This window comes from Comamonas denitrificans, from assembly GCF_017368815.1.
GTDB classification, from domain to species: domain Bacteria; phylum Pseudomonadota; class Gammaproteobacteria; order Burkholderiales; family Burkholderiaceae_C; genus Comamonas; species Comamonas denitrificans.
The window spans coordinates 73,692-85,650 of the sequence record NZ_JAFNME010000008.1 but is presented as its reverse complement, the minus strand read 5'-3'; the positions used below and the strand labels follow the sequence as shown (position 1 = coordinate 85,650).

The following is an 11,959-nucleotide window of genomic DNA, read 5'->3' as shown; positions in this document are numbered from 1 at the left end:
TCATGATCTCCGGCTCGCTGGATTACCTCGGATAGAGGTCACGGGGGTCGTAATTTGAGTGGTCAATAGAGGCAACAACTCTCAATCCATCGCGCAGCCAAGCTGCACACTCAGCTATTTTGGCCTCGGCAGCCGCTTTGTTGCAGTTGTCGCCAAATGTTGTGAGGGCGGTGTTTAAAGCATCCGCCGCAGCCCAAGATTCGATGCTGTTGTCGGTCGGTACGATGGTGTACACGGTGTTGGCCATGATGTCGCTCCGTTGCGTATTTCGATGTCGATGGATCGGCAGCTTCATAAATTAAGAATATACGCTCAATGAGCGCATTCTTCAATTCCACCTCACGACGTTGTCGGGATTACTCCTTGTCCTCGGTTTCGCCTAGCTTACCCGCCCAGCAGGCGCTCCAGTCGCGTCCGGAGGCGTGGGGCGTTTATGATCCAGCCGCGCCGGGCGACCTCGGCGGACGGCACTTGCTGCTCTGGATGGTCGGCAAAGTAGGTCGCAGCCGCATCAGACAGTCGTTTGCCTGCCACTGGATACCTGCCGTCCACGATCATCCCGGCCAAACGGCAAACGTTGGCCTCCGCCTGATCTCGGGGCACAGCGCCCGGCGTGGTGACAATCTGGAGGCATCGCTCCAGCATCGCCCCCTCGATGTCGCGGGCAGTGCTCATGGCCCCACGCCCAGCCGCTGCGCAAACTCGCGCTCATGGGGCGGCATGGCCTGCCAGTCGATGCGCTGCCGTGCATCCTCATAGATGGCTCGGCAAGCCCGGCCATCTAGCCGTGTGGCCTCCGTGCGCTCGGCTGCCAGCGCGGCGAGTACGGGATAGTCGGCCAGCGTGTAGAGAGCGTGCAGGATGGCCGGATCGTCGCTCGGTACTTGCCGCTGTGCCACTGGTGGTGGCATCTCTGCGACCTGCCTATCGGCAGCAGGCGGCCACCATCCACCGGTCTTGAGAGCGGCTATCTCGTCAGCAGACAATCGCTGCGCAGCCTCGTAGGACGGCTGCCACCAGTCGATCCACTGCTGCACCTCGTCTGCCATAGCTTCTCGGCCTACAGGCTGCACACAGAGTAGAGTGGCCATTGCGTCGGCTCGCATTCGCAGCGCCGACCATCGTTTCATCTTCTCCGCCTCAGCGGGGTCGTCCTCTATGGCATCCCAAACACTGGCGAATCGTTGGCTTGTCGCGTCGGCAGGCCGGAACTGGCCCATTGCCTCGGCCAGCCAGTAGGCCGCCTGATATTGCGGCCACGCCGCAAACTCTGGATCGGCTGCGCGATGCTGGACACGCTCATAGAGCACGCGCACACGATCAGCGATGGGGCCGCCCGGCTGCTCGATGATGGCGTGCAGCAGCCGGGCAAACGCCTCGCGGTCGCCACGGGTGATGATCTCGTCGATGCCCGCCAACGATTCCAGCGGATCGCTGGAAAGCCGGACTGACTCCAACTCGCCCGCCCAGCCCGCCGCCGCTATCTCGTTCATGCCCTCGATGGTTAAGGCCGGGGTAGTCCTGCCCGCACACAGGCCGAGGAAGCTGTCGATGGTGCCGCTAGGCTCTCGGACGCTTGCCAGCTCGATCACGTCCGCAACGTCAAGCAATGCCCCGGTCAGGGCATCAGACCGCGCCTGTCTGGTATCGACGCGCATGTATTCATATTTCGGGCTGCAATAGGCGGTCGTGCCGCTGGCAACGGCAAGCGTCTTGATCGCCCACCGCCACCTGTCCCAATGAGGACGATCCGGCCAGCGGTCACGCTGGGGCCAGTCGTCGGGGCGATCGAGTGGATGCCGCCCGGCTTCGATGTCGCCCAGCATCTGCTCGATGATCGCCAGCGCCCGCACCGTATCCGGTGACGGCTCGCCAAGCTCGTCGGCCAGAACGGCAAGCGCGGGGCGTGCTCTGATGGCTGCTCGCTGTAGGTCGATCATTCTGGCTCCCCCTTCGTCACCCAGATCGGAAGCTCCAGCGGCAGACTGACTTCACCACGGTCACGGGCCTGTAACTGTGCCCGCGCCCATTGACCGTCTCGCTTCATCTCCGCTCGCAGAGGCAAGGGGTAGACATCCTCGAATTGTTCCCGGTCGAACAGCACCCCGGCTACGGTCAGCCGCTCCGGCATGGGCCGTTCCTGGCCGTGCTCGCGGACGAACACTTCATCACCGCGCCGGATGATGTAGCACCCAGCCGGATCAGCGTTCAGCCGCTCCGGCGCAGCATCTACGAAGTCGGCCCGGTTCTCATCGAATGCCCAGACTTTCATGCGCAACCCTCCTGAATCGGCATCGGATGGTGGCAGGAATGTGGCTGCATTGTGGTGAAGCGCCACGTTATTGCCACCATACGCACACACAGCCGCCACAGTGTCGCCACCGTCCTACCAATATCCCGCCACCATCGTTCCACCATGTCACCACCTTGTTACCGTCATCATTGACATCATGTCGCCACCGTCTTTCCACACTGTTCCCACCATTGCCAGTGGCATCATGGGGCAGGAGTGGCAACAGGGGAGTCCTCTTGTGGCGGTTGGGGATCGGCATCCCTCGCCGCCTGTTCCTGCATAGCCCGACGATCCTGTTCGGCCATGCCTTTTGCGCAGGCTTGAGCGAACATTTCCGGCGTCATACCCTGCTCCGCAGCGGTATCCATGTACGCCGCGAAACGTGCTTTGAGTCCGGCAAGCGGTGCGGCCAGAACGGTCAAGCTGAGGTCGTGCTCGAACTGAGCTGCGTGCATGAAGGTGCGTTCAAACGCCGCCCAGCGAGGATCATCATCGCTGGGCTCCGGCTGAGTGGCGTCAGCCTCTTGCGCGGCCCGCAGTTCCGCTAGACGGTGCTCCAGCGCGGCCATCGACTCTTCAATGCGTTTGCGCTCGTGCCCCAATCTGCGCTCCGCATTCTTGGCGAGGATGATCCGGTTCAGGTTGCCCCAGTACGTGTCGATCCCTTGGCGCTCCAGCGCCGTGGCAGCCGCTCCGATGTGTACACCGGGCAGGCGGTCGAGTTCTTCGGCAGCGGCCAAATCTCCCCGTTCCAGTGCGTCTTCGCGCTGTACTGAGAGGGTGCGGTGATCCCATCGCTCACCCAGTCCTGCCCGCTCCATATGCGTGTTGCCGATCAAGGCCCATTGTTCGCGCCAGTAGCGGAGTGTTTTCGGCCCCAATTTCCGGTCAATGAACTCGCGCCCCTTGACCTTCGAGAAACCCTCTGGCGTCAGTTCTCGTGTCGGCATCAAAAGATGTGCGTGACTGCCGACAATCCCCTTCACTGATCCGTCCCACTTCTTCGGGTCGTCCTTGTGGATTGCGAAGTCCACAGGCAGGCCGTGCCGGTCAGCAATGCTTTGAGCAAGGTCGCGCACCATCTCGATTTCCTGCTCCTTCGTGAGTCCATATGGCAACGCCACGATGAACTCATGTGCCAGCCGTGCATCCTTCCGCGCCTCGGCGGCTTCGACTGCATTCCACAGTGCCTCGCGGTGGCTGGCCCAGGACGGCGCTCCGGGCGGCACAACGATCTCCGTGTGGCCGATCCTGCGCTTGCGCGTGTAGTCATGCACTTCACCGGTGCGGTGGTCAGTGACGATGCCGCCACTGCGGTAAGCAGCGGCGGCTGTGGCCGAAAAGCCGTGGCCTTGTTTGGCGGCATCCCGCTGTTTGCCTTTCTTGCCGCCGTCGCGGCTGATGTAGTTCAGCTCCATCCGGTACATGCCGCCACCCTCATTGAAAACCTGTTGGCACCGCCTCCCCCATTGAAAGCAGCTTGAAGGGGGTCAAGGGGCGCAGCCCATTGCGCAGGCGTCGCGTAGCGATGCGTAACTGCGCTGTTGCGGTTCCCGCAACAGATGAAAACCACCACCATCTTGGCCCCACACGGGACACACGAGACACAAGACAGATGATAACGCCGAAGCTCCTTTTTGTCCTCGATAAATGGCATTTAATGGCAGCATGTCCTGCGGATTGAAAACTGATTGGCGGCGCGTCCGCAGTTGCTCGCACGCCACGAGTGGCGAAAACTTTTTGGAATCAAGATATGGACTACAGTCCATATTAAATCAAAGCGTTAGCGCATCTTTAAGCCGTTGATTGAAAAGATTTTGCTGCTGCATAGAGGTAGTATGAGAACGAAAAAAGTATGGATAAGTTGCTTTGCCACCGTGCTTATCACCCCTTGACTATGCTTCATTTCAAGCAGACATTTCGCTTTGAGACATGCCAAATGGAGCAGAGCAAAAGTGCAGCAAGCAGAGGAACAGAAGCGCGGCAGGGGAAGGCGTCCGGCAAGCGAGCTGACAGAGAAGCGCGAACGCGAAATCGCCGCATTGGCAGCGGCAGTGGCGAAACAGCAGCAGCGGCTTGAAGAACTGAAAGAGGCTCAGCGGAAGGCCCAGAAGGCCGCGCGGCGCACCTACCTGAATCAGCGCAAGTTCGCGGTCGGTGGTCTCGCCCAGATCGCCGGGTTGCTGGAGGCAGATGCGGGCTTCGTGCTTGGCGCAATGCTCGTCATTGCCGATCAGCGTGAACGCGATGGGACATGGCCTAGCTCAGTCTTCCTTGAATACAAGGCGCGTGGTGATGAGGTACTGGCCGCCCGTGCCGCCGCCCGCAAGGGCCGCAAGCAGACCGATGACGACGATGAAGACGACACCGAGGTCGAGGCCGCTGCCGCGCTCTCTCAGGAATCACGCTATCAGGAAGGAGCATCCTAAATGGCCGCCGCCATGCCTTTCTCACCGTGCGACGATGCCACGTCTTGCACAGATCACTCCGTGGATATGCTGCGGTCGATCTTCGGCCCGGTCATTGATGCGCTGGTAACTGGTGCGGACCCGGATAGCGTCAGCGCCGCGAGCAACGTGATAGCGACGATGATGTCGTTTTTCAACTCCGGCATCCTGATCGTTGGCACGCTCATTGTCAGCTACGTCGCGGCAATGGGCACGATCAACACGGCCAACGATGGCGAGGCAATGGGGCGCAACTGGTCGTCGCTCTGGACGCCCGTGCGGATCGTGGCCGGTGGTGCGGTTCTGCTGCCGACAGCTAGCGGCTATAGCTTCATCCAGCTCGTGGTGTTGATGTTCGCGCTGTGGGGCGTCGGGTTCGCCAATGGCACCTACAAGACTGGCATGGCGATTGGCGTCCTAAGCCCAGATGGTGTCGTTCAAGGCGTGAATGACCCCGGCTCGTTCTACGGGCTGCGCGACTTCGGAAAGCAGTACCTCGCCGCTTCCTATTGTGCCCGCGCTGCAAACCAGATTTATCCGGGGGCACAGGTCAGTGCGGCACCCAGCGCCGATAAGACCACCACGAATGGCGGGCGTACCGAATATCTCTTCCAGATCAAGGATCGGAACGCCACGACGAATTTGGGTGGCGGAGAACCGCTGTGCGGCACCGTCAGCATCAGCCAGTACACCGCACAGCCCGCAAAAGACGCAACCGGCATTGAGGCAGCGCTGGAGCAACTCCGCGCAGCAGCGCAGAACGCCAAGATTCAGGCCGCAACCAACCTCATGACCGATCTGGAAGCATGGGTGAATACCTGGCCGGATGACATCTCGGGCGATTGGTCGAACGTGGATTCAGCCAAGTTCAACGAACTGGTGAATAGCGCGGAAACCCAAGTCGCGGCAGCCCTCATGGCTGCGCTGAGCGACACAACGGCCGTGAAATCCGGGTTCCAGTCGCTGGCCACTTCCCTGACCAGTGAGGGCTGGGCGATGAGTGGCGGCTGGTATCAGCGCGTGGGCGAGGTGCGGGGACTCATTGCTGCAATTACGTCCGAATCGGTTGGCTCCGTCAGCGCCCCATCGCTGTCCGCGCTGCCCGCCGATGCAGCGGCCAGCCTCCTTATTGGCAGCGTGACGACGGTCACCGAGGCGATCAGCAAAAAATCCGAGATCAAGGGGAACTACAAGGCACCGACCAGCGGCCCCGGCGACCTCACCAGCGTCATCCCGAAGGACGCGCAGAGCGACATCAACATCGGCAGCATCAATGCCGACTTCGACGCCAAAGTCAGCCTCTGGATCAACTCCATGATGGAGTCGATGGTTGAGATGGCAACCGGCGCGAACACCTCCGGCACCACGCCTCTCTGCGGCACCGCAGGCCAGATGGGCGGTTCGCTCAACCGGATGAAGTGCATCGGTGACTACCTAACGGTCGCCCGCGCTGGAATCGGTGCAGCAGACGTGGCGATCAAAACAGGAGCCACCGCGCTGCGCGTAGTCGCTGGCACGTTGTCCTCGGTCAAGGGTGTCGGCACCGGCCTCGATCTCGACAAGGTGGTAACGCCAATCTGGGATTGGGTGATCGAAGTGCCGGTCAAGCAGCTTGCCATGATGGCTACGTACATCGAGCCGATGGCCTTCTACTTTGGCGTCTTCCTGCCAAGCCTGCCCTACGTGATCTTCATGACCGTGGTGGTCGGCTGGATTCTGGCTGTGCTCCAGTCGCTGATTGCCGCGCCGCTGTGGGCGGTCATGCACATGACGCCTGACCGCACCTTCGTCGGCAGCCAATCGCAAGGCTACCTGCTGCTGTTGTCGCTGTTCGCCCGCCCGGCGCTGGCAGTGGTCGGCCTGTTTGCGGCCATGCTCGTGTCCGACCCGATCATCGACTTCATCGCCAAGGGCTTCTTCGCAATGCGCGGTGCCGTGGTCACATCAACCGGCACGGTCGGCGCAATCAGCTCGTTCCTCTCGTTTGCATGGTGGTTCATGGTCTTCGGCCTGACGCTCCTGCCGGTGCTCTACATGACCTTCGGCCTGCCGCAAATCCTGCCGGATCATGTGCTGCGCTGGATCGGTGCTGGCGTCAGCGACCTCGGCGAGACGCAAGCAGTCGGGCAGATGCGCAGCGGCATGGCACACGCCGCGTCAAGTGGTGCGCTGCCCAGTGGCGGCAGCAGCCCATCCCGGCGAATCGGGGGTGACGGCGGATTGCTCCCCGGTGGCGGCAATGGCGGCACACCACCCACCGGCAATGGCGGTGGCACTCGCGGCACTGCGACGCCTAAGCGGGCGTTGCTGAGTGCAGGCGACCAAGGTGTCGCTCCATCCGCTCCCGACTCACCCGCTCCGGCCCATCAGTCCGACAACCGTTCTGGGCGGCAAAAGGTCAGCGATGCCGCAGGCGTCGGACTGGGCCGAGCTGCTACCGGTGCAGCGGGAGCTACCGCCCGCAGCGCAGGCCGTGTTGCTGATGCAGCGATCTCGACTGGCAGCGCCGGAGTTGCTGCGTACCGAGACGCCAGCGAAAGTGGTGCAAGCCTCGGTCAGCGCATTCGGGCTGGGCTGACTGGCTCCGGTGCAGCCGCCGTCACTGGCTTTGGCGGTGCAGCTTCCGCATCCGCCAATGATTACGCCGCATCTGGTCGCACAGCTCTTGCCGAAGGCAAGGCCGCCTACTCCGAGGGGGCCGACGCCCGCATTGCGGCCTACAAGGAGTCGCTGCGCGGGAAACCCGTTAGCACCGGCAGCGAAGTCGTTACCGACTCGGACGGCATCGACCAGTCCTATGACAGCCGCTACTCCCCGCCACCGACCGATACCGATAACGGCGAAACCTCGCCGGACAAGGAGTGATGACCATGTACAAAACCGACGAGGCATTCACCGCCGAAAGCCATGGATTGGTCGTAGGTAAGGCTTACGGCCTCCGCCAAGGCTACGACGAGGGCTGGAATGCCGCTATCGCTCATGTGCAGCCTCAGTACGACGCCGCGCTCCGCGAGCAACGCGAGCTGGCCTATGCGCTAAACGCATTGTCGGTCATCGCCTATTCCGCGCTGGCTGCCCTGAAGGCAGCCCCAGAGCAGCATCGTCTCGCGGTCACCGACATCTACGCCAAAGAAGTGAATCGGTTGATGAAGGCTGGCCAGAACGCCCCCGGCGCGATCCGTGCCGTGCCGCACACCGACCCCGCCTTGCTCGCTCGGGAACACGACATCGCCAACCTGGTGCGGCAATGGTTTGAGCAATCACTGGCTCTGGCGAAGCAGCAGCAACGCTCCAACGACAACTCCCCCAGCCCATGAAGGAGGGCCATATGGACATGATCGACACCACCGTTCCCGCCGCCGTGCTGGCCATCCTGCTGTCTGTCGCGGACACCGTGTTGGCCCAGCGTAAACGCCGCAAAAACTCCCGGAGGGCTCGCGCATGAAGTTCATCAGTGGCGCGAAGCGCGCGGCCAAATTCACCTTGGTGGACATGCCGCTATCAATCCTTGGCTGGCGTCAGCTCAAGGCGAACCACGGATTCATCAGTGATCTATGGCACACCCTGCGCAATCCACGCTGTCCCGAATGCAGCCGCGGCGTCATGCACCTGCCCGCCGACGCCCAGTCCGATGACAAGGCGCTTTATGGCTGGGAGTGTTCCGCCAAGTGCGGCTTTGGCGTGTTCGCCCCGAACGACCAGACCGAGATTCGCCGCATCGTCGAGGCCCGCATAGCCGAGCGAGGAAAACAGCGCCTTGCCTTCCTCGGTGACCCCGAGCGGAACAAGCTCATCAGCAGCCACCTATGGAAGTCTCGCGCATACTGGGCAGTCGTCTTGCTTGCGTTCCTGATGGCCGCTTGGCTACTCGCAATGGGCGCTCCCATGGTGGTCGTCCTGAGCGTGCTATCGCTCACGTTGGCAGCCTCCAGCAATGCGATCCGCTGGAGCTATCGAGCATGGCAGATGCGTACTGGCACGCTGTTTGTCCCCGGCGCATTCAGCCGCTATGTGCGCGACATGCTATGGATTCGGAGGGTGCAGTAATGACCTCGATCCTGCGCACTGTCTTGCAACGCCTTAGCCGCGAGCGAATCACCGCGATCTGCTGCGCACTCGGCACCTGCCTCGCGCTCTGGGTGGAAAGGGACGTGCTGATTAACGGGCGCCCCGCCGACCAGCTCGGAACCATCGCCCTCGCCATCGTTGTCCCAATCCTATACCTGACGCCGCTGGTCTGGCTCGTTTACCGCTACCTCGTGAGGCCCGCCCATGAAAACCGCTGACAGCTATCTCGTACTGCGCGTCTCGTGGCTGCGCGAGCACGATCAGGTCATCGCCGAGCTGGTTGAGCTGTGGCTCGACCGGCAGGCCAAGCAGCAGCCCGAACCCAAGCCCATACGCATCAGGGCACAGCACAACGCCAACATCAGGATCAGGAGTCACCATGCCCATGCGTAACAAGCTCACCCCAGTGGCCGTATCGGTCAGCCACTTCGTCCGCAGCAACACCCGGTTCGCCCTCGGCATCGCCGTGGGCGTGTCGGTGATGTTCGCCGGGTACGCCGTGTCGGCGGTCAGCTCCGGCAGCGGCAGCATCCTCGGCAACGCGAGCAGCCAGTTGCTCTCTCAACAGACCTCGGTGGTCGCGGACAGCATCAAGGCCGACGCCGAAGCCTGCGCGACTGGTACTCAAGACGGCAGCATCGGCCACTCGATCCAGCAGGCCATGCAGATTCACCAGACGATTGCCGCCGCTCCGGTGAACGTCGAATCGCTGTTCGATGTGAACAGCGACTGCTTCTCTGGCCTCAACCAGATTTACGACCTCTCCTTCTCGATCCCGAGTCTTGCAAGCATCGTCGGCGCTGCCAGCGATGCCGTCACGAAGTACGCCCAGAAGAAGGTCTGCACGGCGGTCAATCAGGTGTCCGGCCTCGTCACCTCGCCGATCAATCAAGCCATCGACAAGATCAACGGCATGGGCGCGTTCGGCGACCTCAACGGGCTGACCAATGGCCTTGTGCAGCAGGGAATGGCCCACATCGACCCCAATATCGCAGCCGGTTACAGCAACAACCAGAGCGGCGGCACCTACACCGTGGGCACCAACCCGTTCGGCAGCTCGCAGGTCGATTTCGGCGGCTCCACCGGCACGAATGGGGACATGGGCAGCACCAACGCCCAAATCAACTCGCTCAACCAGCAGATCGCCAACGTGCAGGCTCAAGTCGGCCCGGCGCAGTACCAGCTCCAGCAGGCCCAGCAGCAGCTCTCGAACTGTCAGGCGTACCAGTACAACAACTGCACCTCGTATCAGCAGCAGGTCGCCAACGCCCAAAACCACCTCAACACCCTGAACGGGCAGCTCGCGACCCTGCAAACCCAGTTGGGCAACACCTCGCCGAGTATCTATGCCACCCAGACTGCCAGCGCGAGGAGCGCCCCAGCCGCCGCGCCGAAGCCAGCGGCATCGGACAGCAGCAGCTTCATCCAGTCCATCGGCAACCTGTTTAACTGAGATGGAGCAGAGTCCATGTTGAGAACAATCACCACCACCCTCCTGACCCTGAGCTTGGTCGGCGCTGCCCATGGCCAGATGCCCGTCCCGCTTCTCGACAACGAACCAGCCGCACCCAACGCAGCACTCTGGGCCGTGGCTGGCCCGATGCTGCAAGCGGCGCTGGAATGCCGCGAAGACCTGCCTGACCATCCGGCCACCCGCGCCCTGCTGCCGCGCAAACCAGCAGGCGAGGAACAGCACTACCGGCTGACGCCTCCCAGCGGATTCAAGGTGTTCGGCCTGCCGGTGGCCGAGATTGAGGTCTGGGTCGATGACGGCAGCGGCGAACTTGGCCACGGCTACACCTCACACATCCGGGGCAGGACACTGGCCGAAGTTGCCAAGGCGGCCAAGCTGAACAAGGGCAAGAGCTTCCACAACCGGAAAACGTCGATGGGTGGCTTAATGGCCGATCAGCCGTTCGGGCCGGAATCGGTGCAACTGACGTGCACCATTGACGGCAGCTACGCCACCCATGAAAACGAGTACCGGGAGCCATGATGCACAAGCTGCTTGCTCTGGCCACACTGGTGGCCGTGACTCCGGCACTGGCCGATACCTGCATGGTGTCCCCCACCGAAAAGCAAACCGTCTCCGGGCGCTTCGGCAAATTCCGGGGTGGAGGTGCGGGGAACTTCGGCAGCGCGAACCAGAAGCCGCACATGCACGATGGTCTGGATTTCTCGACCAGCGGCGCATCGCAGCCCCTGTACGCCACCACGGACGGCAAGATCACCTTCATCGGCAACCGGCGTTCGGCGGGCAACGCGATCCTCATCGAGCGCAGCAATGGCGACGTGGTGGCGTACTACCACATGAGCGGCTTTGCCACCGGCCTGAAACAGGGCATGGAGGTCAAAGCCGGGCGGTACATTGGCCTGTCCGGGAACACACCCAGCGACGCGATGGTGAAGCACCTGCACTTCACCTACGGCACCGCGCAGAAAGATGAGGCCCGCGCCAAGGCTTTTACTCAGAGCGCATCGAAAGGCACCTTCAACCCCGGCCAACTCCCGTCCGCCTTCAACCAGCAACAGGGGATCGGCTGGAAGACCGACCCAGCCCCGTATTTCTGCGCGACTTTCCCGATCCAAGACGGCAATCCGCAGCACTACCCGATTTTGGGCAAGGACACTAAGGAGCAGCACGCCATCCTGTTCGGCAACGTCCCTCCGGGCGGCGTGGCTCCGAACGTCAAGTTCGAGCCAGCACAAGTCGCGGCGGCGAATGCGGACGCGGCGCTGGCCGCTGCCGAGGGCAAGTCTCCCGCCGAGTGGCTGTCTGACAAGGATGGCTACGGCTCGCTACCGACCGCGCCCATCGGCGGCTATCAGACGATGAGCACCCAAGAGATGCTGCTGACTGAGGCGGCGCGTCGGCTCAGCGACGCCGAGTGGAATAACAACGTCACCAAGGTATCCAGCCGGGCGCTCTGGTCGGATTACGCCCATGCCGTTGGCGTCAGCAACTACTTGGCTGAGGCGATCTACCGCAAGAAGGAGCGTGTCGAAGCTCTGCTGGCCACCTACACGTCGCAGAAGACCGAGCGGCTGCGCAAGCAGACTGCCACAGCACATGATCGGGCGCAGCGCGGCGGCGTGTCGCGCAGCATCCAATAGCGGAGGAAGGCAACATGTTTGTGTTTCTACATCCAGA

The 11,959-nt window shown here is 62.2% G+C and carries 14 protein-coding genes; 9 read left to right on the top strand and 5 right to left on the bottom strand.

All coding sequences use genetic code 11. The features are described 5' to 3' along the window. Nucleotides 1–22 precede the first annotated feature (22 nt). The 5 genes from J1777_RS05435 to mobQ form a co-directional block, all read right to left on the bottom strand. On the bottom strand, nt 23–247 hold the full coding sequence (locus J1777_RS05435) for a hypothetical protein (protein WP_124083170.1): 225 nt from the start codon (nt 245–247) through the stop codon (nt 23–25). A gap of 137 nt (nt 248–384) precedes the next feature. After that, nucleotides 385–675 (bottom strand): hypothetical protein, encoded by a 291-nt coding sequence (locus J1777_RS05430; RefSeq protein WP_033945020.1) that lies wholly within the window; start codon nt 673–675, stop codon nt 385–387. Next, nucleotides 672–1,940, bottom strand: coding sequence for a hypothetical protein (locus J1777_RS05425; RefSeq protein ID WP_033945018.1), 1,269 nt, complete (start codon nt 1,938–1,940; stop codon nt 672–674). The genes J1777_RS05430 and J1777_RS05425 overlap by 4 nt, the downstream gene beginning before the upstream one ends. After that, nucleotides 1,937–2,272, bottom strand: coding sequence for a hypothetical protein (locus J1777_RS05420; RefSeq protein WP_033945016.1), 336 nt, complete (start codon nt 2,270–2,272; stop codon nt 1,937–1,939). The genes J1777_RS05425 and J1777_RS05420 overlap by 4 nt, the downstream gene beginning before the upstream one ends. A 224-nt stretch (nt 2,273–2,496) precedes the next feature. After that, entirely contained in the window at nt 2,497–3,720 is a 1,224-nt protein-coding gene (gene mobQ / locus J1777_RS05415) for a MobQ family relaxase (protein WP_052178704.1), read from the bottom strand. A gap of 528 nt (nt 3,721–4,248) precedes the next feature. On the opposite strand from mobQ, the gene traD reads away from it, so the two are divergent. The 9 genes from traD (at nt 4,249) to J1777_RS05370 (ending at nt 11,922) form a co-directional block, all read left to right on the top strand. Continuing rightward, nucleotides 4,249–4,722 carry a conjugal transfer protein TraD gene (gene traD / locus J1777_RS14455; RefSeq protein WP_033945014.1) on the top strand — a complete coding sequence of 158 codons (474 nt, stop codon included), beginning with the start codon at nt 4,249–4,251 and terminating at the stop codon, nt 4,720–4,722. Beyond that, nucleotides 4,723–7,605: a DotA/TraY family protein gene (locus J1777_RS05405; RefSeq protein WP_033945012.1), complete on the top strand. Its 2,883-nt coding sequence runs from the start codon at nt 4,723–4,725 to the stop codon at nt 7,603–7,605. A gap of 5 nt (nt 7,606–7,610) precedes the next feature. Further along, a complete protein-coding gene (locus J1777_RS05400) occupies nt 7,611–8,057 on the top strand; it encodes a hypothetical protein (protein ID WP_033945011.1) in 447 nt (148 codons plus the stop codon). 124 nt (nt 8,058–8,181) lie between these two features. After that, on the top strand, nt 8,182–8,787 hold the full coding sequence (locus tag J1777_RS05395; RefSeq protein ID WP_033945009.1) for a hypothetical protein: 606 nt from the start codon (nt 8,182–8,184) through the stop codon (nt 8,785–8,787). Then, nucleotides 8,787–9,026 (top strand): hypothetical protein, encoded by a 240-nt coding sequence (locus J1777_RS05390; RefSeq protein WP_033945008.1) that lies wholly within the window; start codon nt 8,787–8,789, stop codon nt 9,024–9,026. Before J1777_RS05395 ends, J1777_RS05390 begins: the two co-directional genes overlap by 1 nt. Further along, the gene (locus J1777_RS05385; protein ID WP_033945006.1) at nt 9,013–9,201 is read left to right on the top strand and encodes a hypothetical protein; all 189 of its coding nucleotides are present in this window, start codon (nt 9,013–9,015) and stop codon (nt 9,199–9,201) included. Before J1777_RS05390 ends, J1777_RS05385 begins: the two co-directional genes overlap by 14 nt. Further along, nucleotides 9,188–10,261, top strand: coding sequence for a hypothetical protein (locus tag J1777_RS05380; RefSeq protein WP_207574803.1), 1,074 nt, complete (start codon nt 9,188–9,190; stop codon nt 10,259–10,261). Before J1777_RS05385 ends, J1777_RS05380 begins: the two co-directional genes overlap by 14 nt. 15 nt (nt 10,262–10,276) lie before the next feature. Then, a complete protein-coding gene (locus J1777_RS05375) occupies nt 10,277–10,804 on the top strand; it encodes a hypothetical protein (RefSeq protein ID WP_033945004.1) in 528 nt (175 codons plus the stop codon). Further along, complete coding sequence (locus J1777_RS05370; RefSeq protein ID WP_096247777.1) at nt 10,801–11,922, top strand: M23 family metallopeptidase; 1,122 nt, start codon at nt 10,801–10,803, stop codon at nt 11,920–11,922. The genes J1777_RS05375 and J1777_RS05370 overlap by 4 nt, the downstream gene beginning before the upstream one ends. Nucleotides 11,923–11,959: the final 37 nt, after the last annotated feature.

What these genes read in the sequence shown, in the direction of transcription:
- J1777_RS05435 (WP_124083170.1), bottom strand. Translation starts at nt 247, where the DNA reads ATGGCCAACACCGTGTACACCATCGTACCGACCGACAACAGCATCGAA.
- J1777_RS05430 (WP_033945020.1), bottom strand. Translation starts at nt 675, where the DNA reads ATGAGCACTGCCCGCGACATCGAGGGGGCGATGCTGGAGCGATGCCTC.
- J1777_RS05425 (WP_033945018.1), bottom strand. Translation starts at nt 1,940, where the DNA reads ATGATCGACCTACAGCGAGCAGCCATCAGAGCACGCCCCGCGCTTGCC.
- J1777_RS05420 (WP_033945016.1), bottom strand. Translation starts at nt 2,272, where the DNA reads ATGAAAGTCTGGGCATTCGATGAGAACCGGGCCGACTTCGTAGATGCT.
- mobQ (WP_052178704.1), bottom strand. Translation starts at nt 3,720, where the DNA reads ATGTACCGGATGGAGCTGAACTACATCAGCCGCGACGGCGGCAAGAAA.
- J1777_RS05405 (WP_033945012.1), top strand. Translation starts at nt 4,723, where the DNA reads ATGGCCGCCGCCATGCCTTTCTCACCGTGCGACGATGCCACGTCTTGC.
- J1777_RS05400 (WP_033945011.1), top strand. Translation starts at nt 7,611, where the DNA reads ATGTACAAAACCGACGAGGCATTCACCGCCGAAAGCCATGGATTGGTC.
- J1777_RS05395 (WP_033945009.1), top strand. Translation starts at nt 8,182, where the DNA reads ATGAAGTTCATCAGTGGCGCGAAGCGCGCGGCCAAATTCACCTTGGTG.
- J1777_RS05390 (WP_033945008.1), top strand. Translation starts at nt 8,787, where the DNA reads ATGACCTCGATCCTGCGCACTGTCTTGCAACGCCTTAGCCGCGAGCGA.
- J1777_RS05385 (WP_033945006.1), top strand. Translation starts at nt 9,013, where the DNA reads ATGAAAACCGCTGACAGCTATCTCGTACTGCGCGTCTCGTGGCTGCGC.
- J1777_RS05380 (WP_207574803.1), top strand. Translation starts at nt 9,188, where the DNA reads ATGCCCATGCGTAACAAGCTCACCCCAGTGGCCGTATCGGTCAGCCAC.
- J1777_RS05375 (WP_033945004.1), top strand. Translation starts at nt 10,277, where the DNA reads ATGTTGAGAACAATCACCACCACCCTCCTGACCCTGAGCTTGGTCGGC.
- J1777_RS05370 (WP_096247777.1), top strand. Translation starts at nt 10,801, where the DNA reads ATGATGCACAAGCTGCTTGCTCTGGCCACACTGGTGGCCGTGACTCCG.